The 16,044-nt window shown below is 65.0% G+C and carries 16 protein-coding genes and 1 tRNA gene; 4 read left to right on the top strand and 13 right to left on the bottom strand.

All coding sequences use genetic code 11. From position 1 onward, the window contains the following. Complete coding sequence (locus ACODTA_RS06000; protein WP_489064895.1) at positions 1-987, top strand: acyl-CoA dehydrogenase family protein; 987 nt, start codon at positions 1-3, stop codon at positions 985-987. A 136-nt stretch (positions 988-1,123) separates the two neighbouring features. Here the strand turns inward: ACODTA_RS06000 and ACODTA_RS05995 are convergent, their stop codons facing one another. From ACODTA_RS05995 to ACODTA_RS05980, 4 genes are all read right to left on the bottom strand, one after another. Next, the gene (locus tag ACODTA_RS05995; RefSeq protein ID WP_489064894.1) at positions 1,124-1,669 is read right to left on the bottom strand and encodes an Lrp/AsnC family transcriptional regulator; all 546 of its coding nucleotides are present in this window, start codon (positions 1,667-1,669) and stop codon (positions 1,124-1,126) included. Positions 1,670-1,671: 2 nt separating this feature from the next. After that, entirely contained in the window at positions 1,672-2,139 is a 468-nt protein-coding gene (locus ACODTA_RS05990) for an Lrp/AsnC family transcriptional regulator (RefSeq protein WP_489064893.1), read from the bottom strand. Between the two features lie 61 nt (positions 2,140-2,200). Beyond that, positions 2,201-3,013, bottom strand: coding sequence for an alpha/beta fold hydrolase (locus tag ACODTA_RS05985; protein WP_489064892.1), 813 nt, complete (start codon positions 3,011-3,013; stop codon positions 2,201-2,203). A gap of 19 nt (positions 3,014-3,032) precedes the next feature. After that, a complete protein-coding gene (locus ACODTA_RS05980; protein WP_489064891.1) occupies positions 3,033-4,241 on the bottom strand; it encodes an acyl-CoA dehydrogenase family protein in 1,209 nt (402 codons plus the stop codon). Between the two features lie 250 nt (positions 4,242-4,491). On the opposite strand from ACODTA_RS05980, the gene ACODTA_RS05975 reads away from it, so the two are divergent. After that, positions 4,492-5,397, top strand: a complete 906-nt coding sequence (locus tag ACODTA_RS05975; protein WP_489064890.1) for a VOC family protein — start codon at positions 4,492-4,494, stop codon at positions 5,395-5,397. Between the two features lie 74 nt (positions 5,398-5,471). On the opposite strand, the gene ACODTA_RS05970 is transcribed toward ACODTA_RS05975, so the two are convergent. Further along, positions 5,472-5,547: transfer RNA gene (locus ACODTA_RS05970), tRNA-Glu, on the bottom strand. Positions 5,548-5,708: 161 nt separating this feature from the next. Between ACODTA_RS05970 and ACODTA_RS05965 the strand changes: the two genes are divergently transcribed. After that, positions 5,709-6,428 carry a L,D-transpeptidase family protein gene (locus ACODTA_RS05965; protein WP_489064889.1) on the top strand — a complete coding sequence of 240 codons (720 nt, stop codon included), beginning with the start codon at positions 5,709-5,711 and terminating at the stop codon, positions 6,426-6,428. Positions 6,429-6,434: 6 nt separating this feature from the next. Here the strand turns inward: ACODTA_RS05965 and ACODTA_RS05960 are convergent, their stop codons facing one another. From ACODTA_RS05960 to ACODTA_RS05930, 7 genes are all read right to left on the bottom strand, one after another. Beyond that, a complete protein-coding gene (locus ACODTA_RS05960) occupies positions 6,435-6,845 on the bottom strand; it encodes a DUF2541 family protein (protein ID WP_489064888.1) in 411 nt (136 codons plus the stop codon). Between the two features lie 158 nt (positions 6,846-7,003). Beyond that, entirely contained in the window at positions 7,004-9,205 is a 2,202-nt protein-coding gene (gene paoC, locus ACODTA_RS05955) for an aldehyde oxidoreductase molybdenum-binding subunit PaoC (protein ID WP_489064887.1), read from the bottom strand. Further along, complete coding sequence (locus tag ACODTA_RS05950; RefSeq protein WP_489064886.1) at positions 9,202-10,158, bottom strand: FAD binding domain-containing protein; 957 nt, start codon at positions 10,156-10,158, stop codon at positions 9,202-9,204. The genes paoC and ACODTA_RS05950 overlap by 4 nt, the downstream gene beginning before the upstream one ends. After that, entirely contained in the window at positions 10,155-10,790 is a 636-nt protein-coding gene (gene paoA, locus ACODTA_RS05945) for an aldehyde dehydrogenase iron-sulfur subunit PaoA (RefSeq protein ID WP_489064885.1), read from the bottom strand. Before paoA ends, ACODTA_RS05950 begins: the two co-directional genes overlap by 4 nt. A gap of 127 nt (positions 10,791-10,917) precedes the next feature. Continuing rightward, positions 10,918-11,127, bottom strand: a complete 210-nt coding sequence (locus tag ACODTA_RS05940) for a hypothetical protein (protein WP_489064884.1) — start codon at positions 11,125-11,127, stop codon at positions 10,918-10,920. Positions 11,128-11,202: 75 nt separating this feature from the next. Continuing rightward, positions 11,203-12,576, bottom strand: a complete 1,374-nt coding sequence (locus ACODTA_RS05935; RefSeq protein ID WP_489064883.1) for a class II 3-deoxy-7-phosphoheptulonate synthase — start codon at positions 12,574-12,576, stop codon at positions 11,203-11,205. Positions 12,577-12,820: 244 nt separating this feature from the next. Continuing rightward, a complete protein-coding gene (locus ACODTA_RS05930) occupies positions 12,821-14,263 on the bottom strand; it encodes an 8'-apo-carotenoid 13,14-cleaving dioxygenase (protein ID WP_489064882.1) in 1,443 nt (480 codons plus the stop codon). A 45-nt stretch (positions 14,264-14,308) separates the two neighbouring features. Here ACODTA_RS05930 and ACODTA_RS05925 point away from each other — a divergent pair, with 45 nt between their 5' ends. Further along, positions 14,309-14,893: a TetR/AcrR family transcriptional regulator gene (locus ACODTA_RS05925; protein WP_489064881.1), complete on the top strand. Its 585-nt coding sequence runs from the start codon at positions 14,309-14,311 to the stop codon at positions 14,891-14,893. Positions 14,894-15,015: 122 nt separating this feature from the next. On the opposite strand, the gene ACODTA_RS05920 is transcribed toward ACODTA_RS05925, so the two are convergent. Then, positions 15,016-15,930: a tetratricopeptide repeat protein gene (locus tag ACODTA_RS05920; RefSeq protein WP_489064880.1), complete on the bottom strand. Its 915-nt coding sequence runs from the start codon at positions 15,928-15,930 to the stop codon at positions 15,016-15,018. Between the last annotated feature and the right edge of the window lie 114 nt (positions 15,931-16,044).

Here is a 16,044-nt window from a genome sequence, read left to right as displayed (position 1 = left end):
ATGAACGAGTTTCTCGAACCCTTTGAACGCATGATCGAGGCGATCGCGACGCCGGCGCTGGTTCGCGCGGTCGAACACGGGATGGGCGCCGGGTCGCTCTGGGATGTGGTCTCCGCCTCGGGCTTCCTCGATGCGCTGGTGCCGGAGGATCGGGGCGGGGCGGGGCTCTCCCCGGCGCAGGTCCATCCGCTCTGGCTGGCGCTCGGCCGCCATGCGGTGCCGTTGCCGGTCGGCGAGACGATGATTGCCCGTTATCTGCTGGCGATGGCGGGGGCCGATCTGCCCGAAGGGCCGATCGTTCTTGCCGAGGCGGGTACGGACGCCGAGAGCGTCATATCCGGCGGCCTGCTCGCGGCCCACGCGCTGGTCGAAGCCGATGGCGCGCTCCATTTGGTCGAGGCGGCGTCGATGACGTTGTCGCCGACGGGGGTGAACGCCAGCCTTGCCGCGCGTTCGCGATGGTCGCCTTCCACCGGTCTGGTTGTCGGTGCCGTGCCTGCCGGCGGCCTGCGCGCGCCTGGCGCTATCCTTCGCGCCACCCTGATCGCCGGAGCGGCCGCGCGGCTGACCGGGATGGCGACGGCCTATGCCAATGAACGTATCCAGTTCGGCAAGCCGATCGGGCGCCAGCAGGCGCTTCAGCAGACTCTGGCGGTGATGGCGGAGGATATGGTCGCCGCGCGCATTGCGTCGCAGCTCGGCTGCGCGGGGGGCTTGCCGCCTTCACCGGCGGCGGTCGCCACCGCCAAGTCGGTCGCGAGCGCCGCCGCCGCCCGGATCGCCGCCACCGCCCATGCCGTGTTCGGCGCGATCGGTATCAGCGAGGAGCATGATCTCCAGCTCTTCACGCGCCGCCTGCACGAATGGCGGCTGGCCGATGGTGCGGAGACCTTTTGGAATCGCCGGCTCGGCGCGCTGCGGCTGGCGGCGGACATGGGTTCGGTCGATTTTGTCCGAACCTGGCAGGATGCCGGTCAGGCTTCCTAGAGCGATTTCCAGTCAGATGGCCTCATCTGACGACTCGGAAATCGCGGTGAAACAAAAGCTTAGAGCGGTCGATCTGATTCGATCAGATCGGAAACCGCTCTAGAGCGGGTGATCCGCTAGAAGCGGGCCACACGCTCTAGGTTTTTGTTGTACCGCGATTTGCGAGCCGTTCGATGCTTTCATCGAAGTTCAAATCGGTCTGGTCCTGAGGTTCGGGCGGCTGGGTGATCTTCACCAGCCGCGCATTATATTTGAAGGTCTTGACCGCGATCGCGGTCTCGACATGGCGGACGCCGGGTAACACCCTGATGCGTTCGGATGCGATGTCGGCGAGCATTTCCAGTTCGTCGAACAGGCACAATGCCAGGATGTTGAACCGGCCGGTCGTCGCCATCACGCCGTCGATCTCCGCGATCAGCGAAAGCGCCCGCATCACGGCGCGGACCGTTCCGGTTTCGGCCTCGATATTGATGAAGGCCAGGCGCGACTTCCTCGCCATCGCCAGCCCGGTGATCGCGGTGAAGGCGATCAGCCTTTCACTCTGCAGCCTTTTGATGCGGCCCCGCACCGTGCCTTCGGTGACGCCGAGCTGGCCGGCGATGGCGCGGTTCGACACGCGTGCATCCTGCGAGAGCAGGTCGATCAGCCGCCGGTCGAGTTCGTCGAGTTTCGCTGTCGCCACGGTCAGGCCTCCGGCTCGATCGGGACGACGTCGAACTGATATTTGACGATGTCGACGATGGTGGACGGGGTGACGGTGCGGATGCCCGGGATGGCGCCGATCCTGTCGAGCAGGAATGGCCCGAGTTCGTCGACCTCGTGCAGCGCGACCAGCATGTCGATGTCGTAGCTGCCCGTCACCAGATGCGCCGCGAAGACCTCGGGCAACGCCGCGAGCGCGCGCGCCACATCCGACGCCGGCCGGCCCTCCACCTCGATGGTCACGCGCAACAGCAGGTCATAGCCATGCGCCGAAAAGTCGGATTCGGCGACGACGCGCAACTGGTTCGCGTCCTCCATCCGCCGGATACGCGTCGATACGGTGGTGGCGGTCAGCCCCAGCGCCTCCGCGATCTGCTGGTTGGTCGCACGGCCGTTGCTGCGCAGCTGTTCGACGATGGCATGATCGGTCGCGTCGAAACTGATGCTCAATTTGCCTGCCCTTCATCCGCGCGACGTCGCGATACCATATTCCCGGAGAGGTGAAAGCGCCTCAGATGTTTCTGAGAAAGGCGAGGGAATAGCTGTTGAACTCCTCCGCGCGTTCCAGTTGCACCCAATGGCCGGTGCGCGCGAAGCTGATCGCGCGGACATTCGGGCAGCGCTCCAGGAACAGTCGGCTATGCGCTTCCGGGCAAAATTCGTCGTTCAGGCCCCAGAGCACCAGCATCGGATGGCTGACTTCGCCCAGCCTTGGGCTGAGATCGGGCGTGCGCATCCGCGTCAGCACATCCTTGGGCTGGGTGCGCGAGACGGCGAAGCGTTCGGCGACGAGTGCGTCGGATATGCGCGATGCGAAATCGGGATGGACGAGGTTGGAAACCAGCCTTTTCTGTTCGGCCAGGTCGAAATCCGGGCCGCCGAAACCCGATCGCATCTTCGCTATGCCCGGCATCGCGGCATAGGCGTCGAAGGGGGCGATGCAGCCGGGCGCCATCAGGATCAGCCGCTCGACAAAGCCTGGATCGTCGAGTGCGATCTGGAGCGCGACGCCGCCGCCCAGCGAATTGCCGACCAGGGTCGCGCGCTCCACGCCATGGGCGGCCAGCGCCGCGCGCAGCGTGCCGGCGAACAGCGCCAGCGTGTAATCCACACCCTCGGGCTTGGACGATGCGCCATAGCCGATCATGTCGGGCAGGATGACGCGGTAGCCAGCCGACGCGAAGGCATCGGCATTGGCACGGAAATTGGAGATGCCGGAGGCTCCGGGGCCGCTGCCATGGATGAAGATGACGGCGGGGCCGGCGCCGGTCTCCCGGATATGGATATCGTGGCCGCCGGCGACGCGATGGGTCGTTTCGATCATTATGCAGTCTCCCGGCCGATCAGAGATAATTGAAGGCCGGCATGTCGCCCGCCATGGTGGCGAGCACGTCGGCGGTGCGATTGCCGGGGTCGTTGGCGACATGCGCGCGCGCGGCCTTCAGATCGAGCCAGGGCTGGACGATCGGGCTGGACATATAGACCGCGCGGCTGCCGAGCAGCTTGACGATATCCTCGACCAGGTCGGCCAGTCGCCGAACGACGGTCGCGGATCGATAGGCGAAGAGTGCGCGCCGTTCCATCGGGATCGCCTCGCCGCAAGCGGCCCGGTTCATCATTTCGTCGAAGCTCGCTTCGTGCGCCAGTTCCATCTCCTCCAGTTCGGCGACGGCGCGGGCAAGCGCGGCGTGGAGCAGCGGATCGGCCTTCGCCGCCTTGCCGGTATTGGTCGAGATCCGGCTGTTCATGATCTCGATGCCGGCATTGATCGCCGCGCGGGCGCTGCCCATCGCGGCGGTCGAGACCGCGCGCACGAATATCTGCGCCCAGGGCAGGCGATAGAGCGGGCTGTCATTCTCGATCTGCCCCGGATTCGTGCAGGTGAATCCGTCGATCGACCGATGCGTGCGATATTCGGGGACAAAGGCGTCCTCCACCACGATGTCGAAACTGCCGGTGCCCTGCAGGCCGAACACGTCCCATGTGCCCTTGATCACGCGATAGTCCGAACCCGGCAGCAGGAAGGTCCGCAGGTCGGGCGGGCCGTTCTCGGGAAAATGGAGCGAGCCGAGCAGCACCCATCCGCAATGTGAGGATCCGGAGGAAAAACCCCAGCGGCCCGACAGGCGGAAGCCGCCCTCGACCTTCTCGACCTTGCCGACCGGCTGATAGGTGGAGGAGACGAGCATGTCGGGATCGTCCGCCCACACCTCGCGCTGGGCTTTGTCGGCGAACAGCGCCAGCTGATAGGGATGGCAGCCGAGCACGCCATAGACCCAGCCCGTCGACATGCAGGCTTCGGCCAGGATTTTCTGAACCGCGTAGAAGACGTTGGGATGCATTTCATAACCGCCCCAGCGACGGGGCTGGAGGATGCGGAACAATCCCGCCTCGCGCATGTCCGCGATGGTCTCGGCCGGCACGTCTCCTTCGGCGACCGCATGGCGGGCACGTGCCCTGATCGCCGGCGCCATCGCGCGCGCTCTTTCGATCAGCTCTTCCGCGGAGGGCGGGGTGTGGAGATCCGGTTGCGTCGAAACTGCTGTGGCCATTTGCGCGATCCTCCCAAGACGGGTGTCGTCCGTCGAATGATTCGTAATTCAAGAAATCAATATTACGCATATTTTGATTTTGAAAGAGTGTGTTTTTGGATATGTGTTGTTCGTGGCTGCTGTGATTCCGCGTTTGTCGGATCAGGCGAGCCGGGTGGCGTATCCGCTCACCGTCGCGTCGGCATGCCGTCCCGGCGGGCAGGGAGGGGCGGGCGCCGCCCCAGGGTCGATCGGCAAGGAGAGCATGAGGATGGGGATCAAGGCGCTGGGATATGTCGTCATCGAAACGACCAGGGGCGATGCATGGGACGATTATCTGACCGGGATCGTCGGCGCGATGCGCGGCGCGGATGGCCCTGCGGGCGTTGCGCTTTATCGCGTCGACGATCGCCCATTCCGTTTCTGGATAGAGGCGGGATCGGCCGATCGGCTGGTGCTGGCGGGCTATGAAGTGGGCGATGCGGACGAACTCGCGGCGTTGCGCGGCAAGGTAACGGCCGCAGGCCGGCATGTCGTCGACGGCACGGTGGAGGAGGCGCGGGCGCGCGGTGTCTCCGCGTTTTTCCGCACGAGCGATCCGTCAGGCAATGGGCTCGAATTCTTCCACGGCGACCGGCGGGATACGGTGAAGTTCGTTTCGCCGGCCGGGGTCAGCGGCTTCGTCACCGGCGACATGGGCATGGGCCATGTGGTGTTCGCGGCGCCCGCCTTTGACGAGACCCATGAATTCTACGAGGGCATCGGATTCAGCGACACCGATGTCGCGCGTTTCCGTTTCAGCGATGATCCCGTCGATCCGGGCATGGGCTTCACGTTCATGCATGCCGATAACGGCCGGCATCATTCGGTGGCGCTCGGCGAGATCCCGCAGCCGCCCTCGGGCTGCGTCCATGTGATGCTGGAGATGAAGAGCCAGCTCGATGTCGGCCGCTGTCACGATCGCATGCGCCAGGCGAAGGTGCCGGAAAGCGCGACGCTCGGCTGCCATGTCAACGACAGGACCTTTGGCTTCTACATGCAGACCCCGGCGGGTTTCGACCTCGAGATCGGCTGCGATCCGCTGGTGATCGATCCGGCGACCTGGGTACCGACCGCGCATTGCAGGCCCAGCGAATGGGGGCATGTCTGGGCGTGGCAACGGGCCGGTGGAAGTTGAGCGAGCGGCCGATGGCGCGACGCCTTCACAGCCCGAAATCCGCAGCCGGTTTTCCTGGATTGCAGCCGGTGCGGTGGTGACCCCTACGGGACTCGAACCCGTGTTTTCGCCGTGAGAGGGCGACGTCCTAGACCGCTAGACGAAGGGGCCGCGGTGCGCGAGCGGCGTCCCTATGCCCGGCGGGTGATTCCGTCAAGAGGCGCTGGACATCGCACCGGATTGTTTATCGCCCGCCGATGAATGCGACGAGGCGTTGAGGATTCTATTAACCATGTCTTGCGAGCGACTTCTGGCAATGAAATGCTGCGGTAATGGCGCGAGTCCCGCTCTTTCGGTATCGTTGTTCGGCCCTCTGGCTCGCGCTTGTGGGGCTGTTCTGCGCCGCGTCTGTCACGCATGCGCAGTCGGCCCATGAGGAGGTGAGGCTTCATCGCGCGGTCGCCACATTACAGCCCGGCGAATTTCTATGGAGCGCGCCGGCTGAAAGCGACGCGCCGCTGACGATTGGTATCAGCATCGCGCTCCAGCGCATCTACGTCTATCGAGGAGATACGCTGATCGGTGTATCCGCAATCTCCACGGGAAAGCCGGGCAAGGAAACGCCGCTGGGCGATTTTCGTATCCTGCAAAAGGCCAAATGGCACCGCTCCAATCTCTACAGCAATGCTCCGATGCCCTTCATGCAGCGGCTCACCTGGGACGGAATCGCGCTTCATGCCGGCTGGAATCCTGGCTATCCGGCTTCTCACGGTTGCATCAGGCTGCCCTTCGCCTTCGCGCGGGCATTGTTCGACATGACCGCGCTCGGCAGCATGGTGTCCGTGACCGACTATCCGCTGCGGCCGCCTGTCTATCTGCGCTTCGCGGAGCTCGAATGGGCTGACATCGATGAGACCGTCACCGGTGGTCAGGTCATCGGTAACCGTGGCGGCGCGGTCGCCTCGCGGCGCCCGTGGCGAACAGGCACCGGAAGAGATCGCATCGCAGCGATCAGGCTGGAATATTCTGCGGCTGTTTTCGCTTATGAATGACTATGTTCAGCGCGCCTGAATGCGAACGACGGGCAGGATGCCGCGAATCCGCGAATAGACGATCTGGACACTCTGCATGTTGCGTCGCCGGCCGTTCAGATCCTTGGCCGCGGTGCAGGTTCCCGCCCGGATCACCTGCCGCACGCGGATGTCCTGCCGTCCGCCATTCGCGAAGCGCACGTCGAGGTCACGCATTTCGATCGAGCGATTGAGCGCGCAGACCCGGATCTGACGATGTCGATCATCGCCGCGCACGCGGATTACGTCGCGATCGCGGCCAGCGCCGACGGTGGTGTAGCCGATGGTTGTCCAATTGCCGCCCGGGCCATGGCCGGGGCCGGGAAGGGGCGGGCGCGGTGGGGGGCGGTGGTGCTGAGGCTGCTGCGCCGTGGCGATGCCGGTGCCGCCGAGAAACATGATCGTGGCAAGCAATGCGATTGGCTTCATATCCTGCTCCTCTGCATGCCACGAAAGGCACCGATCATATCGGTTCCGTTTCCTTGGCGGCCTGGTTCGAACGCACGGGCAATGATTTGGGTCCGCGCATATACGCGGACCACAAAGCACGGATCTGCTCAGGTTTTTTGTTGCGCCATGCCGCCGATGATCTTGTCCAGCGTCAGTGGATAGTCTCGGATGCGCACGCCGCAGGCATTGTAGATCGCGTTGGCGACCGCCGCGCCCGCGCCGCATATGCCGAGTTCGCCGACGCCCTTGGCCTTCATGGGAGAGGATTTGTCGTCGAGTTCGTCGATGAACAGCACGTCCTGTTCGGGAATATCGGCATGCACGGGCACATGATATTCCGCCATGTCGTGATTGACGAAATAACCGAAGCGAGTGTCGACCGTCAGCTCCTCCATCAGCGCTGCGCCGACGCCCATCGCCATGGCTCCGATCACCTGGTTGCGCGCCGATTTGGGGTTGAGGATGCGGCCCGCCGCGAAGGCGCCGCCCATGCGCCGCACCCGCGTCTCGCCTGTGAACATATCGACGCCGACCTCGCAGAAATGCGCGCCGAACGTGCCCTGCGCATAGCGTTCGGTCAGGTCGCCGAATTCGATCTTGTCCTCGGCGCTGGTGCCCTGCCGGCCAGCGGCGTCCTTGAGCGGGATCGTCCGGCTGGCCGATCGGATCGCCCGCCCTTCGAACACGGCGTCCTTGGCATTGAATCCGGCCTGTTGCGCCAGTTTGCCACGTAGCGCGGCGCAGGCGGCATAGACGCCGGCGGTGGCGCTGTTCGCGCCCCATTGTCCGCCTGATCCCGCCGATTCCGGATAATGGCTGTCGCCCAGCCGGACCGTGACGTCGGACAGTGGCACCCCGAGCATCTCGGCGGCGGTCTGTGCGATCACGGTATAGCTGCCGGTGCCGATATCGGTCATGTCGGTCTCGACCACGACGCGGCCCTGGCCATCGACGCTCACCCGCGCGCCCGACGCCTGCACCAGGTTGTTGCGAAAGGCCGATGCCATGCCCATCCCGATCAGCCAGCGGCCGTCTCGCACCTGGCCCGGCATTGTCTTGCGCCGCGACCAGCCGAAGCGATCGGCACCCTGACGCAGGCATTCGACGAACTTTCGGCTGGAAAAGGGGCGTTCCGGGCCCTTCTCTGGATCATATTGCACATCGTTGCGGATGCGCAGTTCGACGGGATCGACGCCACAGGCCTCGGCCAATTCGTCCATCGCGACTTCCAGCGCGAGCAGGCCGACGGCCTCACCGGGCGCGCGCATCGCATTGCCCTCGGGCAGGTCGAGCGTCGCCAGCCGATGCGCGGTCATCCGGTTGGCGCCGCGATAGAGCAACCGGGTCTGTTGCGCCGCGACTTCGGGGCCGCCGCCGGGCAGATCGCCGGACCAGACTTCATGGCCGATCGCGTCGATCACGCCGTCCTTGTTTGCTCCGATCCGGATGCGCTGGATGGTGGCGGGGCGATGCGTGGTGTTGTTGGGAATCTGTGGCCGCGCGAGCGCGACCTTCACCGGCCGGCCGACGGCGCGCGAGCCGAGCGCCGCCAGCACCGCATCGGCGCGCAGGAACAGCTTCGCCCCGAAGCCACCGCCGATATAGGGGGACATCACATGAATATCCTCGGCCTTCATTCCAAAGGTGAGGGCCAGTTCCCTGACCGCCCAGGCGATCATCTGGTTCGCTGTCCACAGCGTCAGTTTTCCACCCGTCCACGCCGCCGTCGTCGCATGCGGCTCCATCATCGCATGGCTGTGATCAGGTGTGGTATAGGTCTGGTCGATCCGGACCGCCGCCTTGGGAAAGGCAGCGGCAAAATCGCCTGCGGCGGTATCGGGATCGCTCTTGGGCGTAACCGCCTTGCCTTTTTCAGCCTTGAGGTCGAAGCGGCCATCCTCGCGGATATAATCGATCCTGACCAGCTTCGCGGCATCGCGCGCCTGTTCAAGTGTTTCGGCGACGACCACCGCGAGTGCCTGGTCATAATGCTCGATTTTCGGGCCGCCGAGCAGATGCGCGGTGTTCATACGGCCCTTGCCGAGCGGACCGGCATTTTTGTGGGTGATGACGGCGAGCACGCCGGGCGCGGTCTCTGCATCGCGCGCATCGATCGAACGGATGCTGCCCCTGGCGATCGCGGAGCCGACCATCCAGCCATAGGCGGCGTTGGGGGCGACATCATGGCGTTCATAGGCATAGGGGGCGCTGCCCGTTACCTTGGCGGGGCCATCGATGCGATCGTGCGGGACGCCTACGACGCGGCCGCGATCGATGGGATTGGCGGTTGCCGGCTGATCGAACTTCATGACCGTGCCTCCCGCTCTGCATAGAGCGCCGCCAGGGTTCGCCGCGTCAGATCAGTCTTGAAGCCATTGAGCGGCGTGGTTGCCGCGCCCGCGAGCACGATATCGGCAACGGCATCGGGGCCGTTTCGCGCGGCCGCATCCGCCGCATCGATCCGCCAGGGGTGCGGCGCTAGGCCGCCGAACGCGAAACGTGCACTGCCGTCCTTGCCGAACACCGCCGCCACCGACACCAGCGCGAACGCGTAGGAGGCACGGTCGCGCACCTTGCGATAGATATGCGTGCCGGCGATCGGGCGGGGCAGGGTGACGGCAGTGATCAATTCACCGGGGGCGAGGGCGGTTTCGATATGTGGCGTATCGCCGGGCAGGCGATGGAAACTGGCGATCGGGATGGCGCGGGTGCTGCCATCGGGCGCCACGGTTTCCACCGCCGCGTCGAGCAGGCGCATCGCGACCGCCATGTCTGACGGATGCGTCGCGATGCAGGCCTTACTCGCCCCCAGGATCGCCAGGTTGCGATTGAAGCCCTTGATCGCGGCGCAGCCGCTGCCGGGCCGGCGTTTGTTGCAGGGCTTGCTGGTGTCGTAGAAATAGGGGCAACGCGTGCGCTGAAGCAGGTTGCCGGCGGTTGTCGCCTTGTTGCGCAATTGCGCCGAGGCGCCCGCGAGCAAGGCGCGACTGAGCACCGGATAATCGCGGCGCACGTGCTTGTTCGCGGCGAGATCGGTGTTGCGGACCAGCGCACCGATGCGCAGCCCACCCTGATCAGTCTCCTCGATCCGATCGAGACCGAGCGGATTGACGTCGATCAGATGCGTCGGCGTTTCGATCTGCAGCTTCATCAGGTCGAGCAGGTTGGTGCCGCCCGCGATGAAGCGGGCGCCCTGGTGCGCGGCCGCCGCGCGCGCCGCGTCTGCCGGGGATGTCGCACGCTGATACGTGAACGGCCTCATGCCTTTTCTCCCGCGACGTCGCGGATAGCGGCGACGATGTTGGAATAGGCGGCGCAGCGGCAGATGTTGCCGCTCATCCGTTCACGCACCTCGGCGTCCGAGAAGGAGACTCGGCCGAGATCCTCCGTGACGTGGCTGGGGATCCCCGCCTCGATCTCGTCGAGCATCGCGACTGCCGAGCAGATCTGGCCCGGCGTGCAATAACCGCATTGATAGCCGTCGTGGACGACGAAGGCGCGCTGCATAGGGTGTAGTCGGTCCGGCGTGCCCAGTCCTTCGATCGTCGTCACCGCAGCGCCCTCGTGCATCACCGCCAGTGTCAGGCAACTGTTGATCCGCCGCCCATCGACGATGACTGTGCAGGCGCCGCATTGCCCATGATCGCAACCCTTCTTGGTGCCCGTCAGCCGCAGATGTTCGCGCAGCGCATCGAGCAGCGTGGTGCGCGGATCGAGATTGAGATGCATATCCTTGCCGTTGACCTTGAAGGTGACGGGCAGGAGTGAATTGCCGGCTGGCCGGCGCTTGTCGTTTTGCGCGGCGGGCACCGGGATAGCTGGAGCCGCGCAGGCAACCGCCCCGCCGCCAAGCACCGCGCGTCTCGAAAAACCGCCTTGATTGTCCGATGTCATGCTTCGCTGCCCTTTCGACGGGTTTGAAGACTAGACGCAGGACCGGTCGATTTGATCCGTCAGCGATATGAATCGTGCGCTGTTTCCCGATTATCGGCGGGAAACAGCGCTTGCCCTTTCAGCTGCGTCAACGCGTCAGTGCGTACCAGGCGACGTAGAACCACGAAAAGAAGCCGTGGATGATCGCCCAGATGATCGATTTGTGGGTGCTCCACGAGATCGCGATGGCCAGTGCCGAACCAAAGCTGATGCCGGTCTTGACGACGGTTTCGGTGTAGCGGTGGATCTGCGGCATGACGGTCCTTTCGGGGCATTGTAACGCGCCCGGATCGATCATAGCGAAGCGAATGGCATGGCTCCACCCCGCAAACCCATGAGGCTGCGGGGTGGCTAGATTGCCATCGTCAACGGCTCAGGCCGCGACCTTGCGGCGCTCCTTCAGTTCCTGATTGAGCATTTCGGCCAGCAGGAACGCCATTTCCAGCGACTGGCCGGCGTTGAGGCGCGGGTCGCAATGGGTATGGTAGCGATCGGCCAGGCTCTGCTCCGTCACGTCGACGGCGCCGCCGGTGCATTCGGTGACGTTCTGTCCGGTCATCTCGGCATGGATGCCGCCCGCGAAGCTGCCTTCGGCGCGATGCACCGCGAAGAAGCCGCGGACTTCGGCCAGGATGCGCTCGAACGGGCGCGTTTTGTAGCCATTGGCCGCCTTGATGACGTTGCCGTGCATCGGATCGCAGCTCCACACCACCGGATGGCCCTCGCGCATCACCGCGCGGACCAGCTTCGGCAGGCCGGCCTCGATCTTGTCATGGCCGTAACGCGTGATCAGCGTGATGCGGCCGGGCTCGCGCGCCGGATTGAGCGTGTCGAGCAGGCGGAGCAACGCGTCCGGCTCCAGGCTCGGGCCGCACTTCATGCCGATCGGATTGCCGATGCCGCGCAGGAACTCGACATGGGCGCTGCCCTCGAACCGGGTGCGGTCGCCGATCCACAGCATGTGCGCGCTGGTGTCGTACCAGTCGCCGGTCAGCGAATCCTGCCGGGTCAGCGCCTGCTCATATTGCAGCAGCAGCGCTTCGTGGCTGGTGTAGAACTGCGTGCCCGCCAGTTGGGGAACCGTTTCGGGGCTGATGCCGCACGCTTCCATGAAGTCGAGCGCTTCGCTGATCCGGTCCGCGACATCAGCGAACTTCTTCGCCCAGGGGCTGCGGCCCATGAAGTCATGCGTCCAGCGATGGACCTGATGGAGATTGGCATAGCCGCCCTGCGCGAAGGCGCGCAGCAGGTTGAGCGTCGCGGCCGACTGGCTGTAGGCGCGGATCATGCGCTGCGGATCGGGCACGCGGCCGGCGGGATCGAACGCGATGTCGTTGATGATGTCGCCGCGATAGCTGGGCAGCGAGACGCCGCCGATATCCTCCATGTCGGCGGAACGCGGTTTGGCGAACTGGCCGGCCATGCGCCCCACCTTCACCACCGGCAGCTTGCTGGCATAGGTGAGCACCACCGCCATCTGCAGGATCACGCGGAAGGTATCGCGGATATTGTTGGCCTGGAACTCGACAAAGCTCTCGGCGCAGTCGCCACCCTGGAGCAGGAACGCCTTGCCTTCGGCGACCTTGCCCAGCTCGGCGGTCAGGTTGCGCGCCTCACCCGCGAAAACGAGCGGGGGATAGCTTCCCAGTGCCTTTGTCGCGTCGGTCAGCGCCGTCGCGTCAGGATAGGTCGGTAGCTGGCGGGCTTCGTATTTCGTCCAGCTTTCTGGGGCCCATTTGGCGGCCATGATCGTCGAGTCCGAATGGTGGAAAGAGCGGCGTTCCCTTGCGGAAATATGGTGCGGAAAGCAATGGGTGAAAAGCTTGGGGGTGGGATAGCATAAGGCCAGGCGTTGAAGTTCCCATATCGCCGTTCGCTTGGAGCCGCGTCGAGCCCGTCGAGGCGCGATCGTCGAGAAGCTCGGAGGGGGGCTCTTCTCGATTGCGGTTCTCGACAAGCTCGAACCTGCGCTCGAACCGAACGGAGTAGGCTCAGTCTTGGGTCGGCACCCAGTTGCCGTGGAAGCCAGGCGGCACGCGGTGGGGCAGGCGGATGCTCGCGACCGGCGCACCCTCGAAATCCTGTGCGTCGAGGATGACGAGATCGGTGGTCTCATGGGGCAGATCGATCACCAGCCCGATCAGCCAGCCCTCGTCTTCGCCGCTGTCGGCATGGGCGGGCACGAAGACGAACTCGCCTGGGAAGCGGCCTTCGCCGAAATCATGGGTCTGGCGTGTGACAGCGTCCAGATCGTGCTTGAGCAGATGCGTGCCGCCGGAGAAATTGATCGCCGGATCCTCGGGTAGCGCCATCGTATAGGCGTAACGATAGCGCTGGCCGAGGCGACGTTCGTCGGGGCGCGGGAATTCCTGTGGGTGGGCGTCCACGACCCGGCGCTCGACGGTCCGCGTCGCGGGATCGATCGTCCAGCGCTCGAACGCGCTGCGCGGGGAATCGGGGCCGTGCACGCTCTCGGCGAACATCGTCTCATGCGCGACGACGTCGAGCACCACGCGGCCGTCAGGCAGGTCATAGGCATTGGCGGGATGGAAGACATAGCAGGGATCGACATCGCACCAGATCACGTCGTCGCTGCCGCCGTCGCGCGGTAGCAGTCCGACACGTGCCTGATGGTCGGGATTCCAGCGATAGGGGAAGGGGTGGCCGCCGATCAGCGCCTTCATCGAGAAGGTGACGGGCAGATCGAGGATGATCGCATAGCGCGCGGTGATCGCACAGTCGTGGATCGACGGGCCGTCGCGCACCGCGATCGGCTCCTCGCGGATGACCTTGCCGTCCGCGCCGACGACCACATGGCGCACGATATTCTGATCGGCGCCTTCGTAGCAGATGGCGTGCATCTCGCCGGTCAGCGGATCGAGATGCGGATGCGCGCTGAACGATCCGGCGAGCGTGCCGCCGAAATCGTCATAGGCCAGGCTGTCGAGCGTTTCGCCAAGCCGAACCGGATAGCTGCCGGCCTCGACGAGCGCCCAGGTGGAGCCCGCGAAACCGAGAATATTGGTGTTCACCGTATCGCCATGGCCGTGGCGGGGGCCCGGCGTGGCGGGTTCGCCCAGCGCTTCGGCGACGGGCGTCGAGCGGATCCAGCGATTGCGATACCAGCGGGCATGGCCGCCCTCGATGCGCAGGCCATGGACCATGCCGTCGCCGATGAACCAGTGATGCGAGGCCGGATCGGCCGCGATCGGATTGGGTCCGATCCGCAGATAGCGGCCGTCGAGCGCGGCCGGGATCGTGCCGGTGACGGACAGGTCCTCGATCGTCAGCTCCCCGGTCATCGGCGCGTGGATGCCGGTTAGATAGGGATTGGGCGTGTCGAGGGCCGGCATGCGCTTGCGGTTGTAACCGGCGAGTGCGGTGATGCCCTTGGTCACCATGGATCGGATCGCGGTTTCGACGGTGCTTGCCATGACAGACCTCCTCGTCCAATGTTGATGATGTTCACATAAAGGTTGATGATAACAGTGTCAACATCGAAGCGCCAAACCTATCACCATGGCGATCTGCGGGCCGCGTTGATCGAGGCAGGGCTGAAACTGGTCGAGGAACGCGGCGCCGACGATATCGGCCTGCGTGAGGTCGCGCGCGCGGTGGGGGTGAGCGCGACCGCGATTTATCGGCATTTTCCCGACAAGGGCGCGTTTCTGCATGCGCTGGCAGAGGCCGGTCTGGCGCGGCTGGCGGCCGCGCAGATCACGGCATCGGATGCGGCTGGCGGCGGCGCGGCGGGCTTCAATGCGACGGGCCGGGCCTATGTCCGCTTCGCGCTTGCCAATCCCGGCTTGTTCCGGCTGATCTTCTCGACCGCAAAGGGCGATCCGCTCGATTGGGATAATGCCCCCGACGACGCGATGCGGCTGCTGCGCGACAATGCGGTACAACTGGTCGCCAAGGAGCGCGGCGCGGAGGAGGCGAGGCTCTTCGCTCTACACTCCTGGGCGCTCGTTCACGGTTTGGCGGTGCTGATGCTCGACGGAATGGTGGCGGTGGATGAATCGCTGATCGATCGCGTGATCGATGTCCGCAAGGTGGGGTGTTGAGGTTATTTAATCCCGTTCGGGCTGAGCCTGTCGAAGCCCTGTACTTCCTCAACTCCGGCCAAAAAGAAGGCAAGGCTTCGACAGGCTCAGCCCGAACGGTGTGAATGGCTGAAACGGAGCGCTCAGCCCCCCGGTATTCCCAGTGCACGCGCGGCTTCATCGATCTGCACCTTCGCGCCCGGATTGGCCGCGACGGCTGATTGCCAGGCTGCGGATGCGCGAGCGGTTTCGCCCAGTGTCATCCGGCTGCGCATCAGCATGATCCAGCCATTGGGATTGGCGGGATTGGCCTTGAGCTTCGCTTCCAGTCCATCGACCATCGACTGGACCATCATCTCCTGCTGCCCCTTGGGGAGCGCCGAGGCGGCCTGCATCTGCTCGCGTGTCGGGCCGGGGATAGCGGCGGTCGCGACCGATGGAGATGCCGCCGGGACGGGCTTCACGGCGGCGATCCGCGCGGCGACGTCGATCTTCTCGCGCGCGGCAACCTCTTCGATCGTGCGGCGCAGATCGGCTTCCCAGGGCGCTCCGGCCGGCGTGTCCGCGAGCAACGCGAACCATGCGTCGAGCGCGCCCTTGTGATCGCCCGCGAAATCCTTGCCGACCGCCAGGAAATAACGTGCGCGAGCGTCCTTGGGGTCGAGTGCGATTGCCTTGGCGAAGGCATCGGCCGCGTCCTTGGGCAGTTCGCGCTTGTCAGTGGAGAGGGCCAGCGCCTCGCCCAGCGCCGACCAGAGCTCGGGCTTGTCCGGCGACAGTGCGGTCGCGCGGCGATAGGCGGTGGCCGCCTCCGGGAAACGGCTGGTTTCGAAAAAGGCCCAGCCGAGCAACTGCCAGCCTTGAACATCGTTCGGGTTGCTTTTCAGTCGCGCTTCAAGCTTGGCGATCGCCTGATCCGGCGTTTCGCTCGTCTGCGCCTGCTGTGCGGGCGCTGGAGCCGGGATATCGTCCCCGCGCATGATGGCGATGCCGATCGCGGCGAGCGTGATAGCGCCCGCCGCGCCCAGCGCCCATCGACCCATCTGCGTGCTATCCATCGTACCGCCCCCTTTTTGCGTTCGTCACTCTAGCCGTCCGCAACCGACATGATAGAGTGGATTATCGGGTTCGCGCCGTAAGGTCCGCGCAACGCGCCGAAAAGGCCGTCGCGG

This window comes from Sphingomonas sp. FG14, assembly GCF_057809675.1.
The sequence above is the reverse complement of the archived record's forward strand: the minus strand, read 5'-3'. Positions and strand labels throughout refer to the sequence as shown.

Coding starts and splice junctions, on each gene's coding strand:
- ACODTA_RS05930 (WP_489064882.1), bottom strand. CDS start 14,263: ATGGCAAGCACCGTCGAAACCGCGATCCGATCCATGGTGACCAAGGGC.
- ACODTA_RS05960 (WP_489064888.1), bottom strand. CDS start 6,845: ATGTTTCTCGGCGGCACCGGCATCGCCACGGCGCAGCAGCCTCAGCAC.
- ACODTA_RS05950 (WP_489064886.1), bottom strand. CDS start 10,158: ATGAGGCCGTTCACGTATCAGCGTGCGACATCCCCGGCAGACGCGGCG.
- ACODTA_RS05940 (WP_489064884.1), bottom strand. CDS start 11,127: ATGATCGATCCGGGCGCGTTACAATGCCCCGAAAGGACCGTCATGCCG.
- ACODTA_RS05925 (WP_489064881.1), top strand. CDS start 14,309: ATGATAACAGTGTCAACATCGAAGCGCCAAACCTATCACCATGGCGAT.
- ACODTA_RS05965 (WP_489064889.1), top strand. CDS start 5,709: ATGGCGCGAGTCCCGCTCTTTCGGTATCGTTGTTCGGCCCTCTGGCTC.
- ACODTA_RS05980 (WP_489064891.1), bottom strand. CDS start 4,241: ATGGCCACAGCAGTTTCGACGCAACCGGATCTCCACACCCCGCCCTCC.
- ACODTA_RS05975 (WP_489064890.1), top strand. CDS start 4,492: ATGGGGATCAAGGCGCTGGGATATGTCGTCATCGAAACGACCAGGGGC.
- ACODTA_RS05920 (WP_489064880.1), bottom strand. CDS start 15,930: ATGGATAGCACGCAGATGGGTCGATGGGCGCTGGGCGCGGCGGGCGCT.
- ACODTA_RS05935 (WP_489064883.1), bottom strand. CDS start 12,576: ATGGCCGCCAAATGGGCCCCAGAAAGCTGGACGAAATACGAAGCCCGC.
- ACODTA_RS05985 (WP_489064892.1), bottom strand. CDS start 3,013: ATGATCGAAACGACCCATCGCGTCGCCGGCGGCCACGATATCCATATC.
- paoA (WP_489064885.1), bottom strand. CDS start 10,790: ATGACATCGGACAATCAAGGCGGTTTTTCGAGACGCGCGGTGCTTGGC.
- ACODTA_RS06000 (WP_489064895.1), top strand. CDS start 1: ATGAACGAGTTTCTCGAACCCTTTGAACGCATGATCGAGGCGATCGCG.
- paoC (WP_489064887.1), bottom strand. CDS start 9,205: ATGAAGTTCGATCAGCCGGCAACCGCCAATCCCATCGATCGCGGCCGC.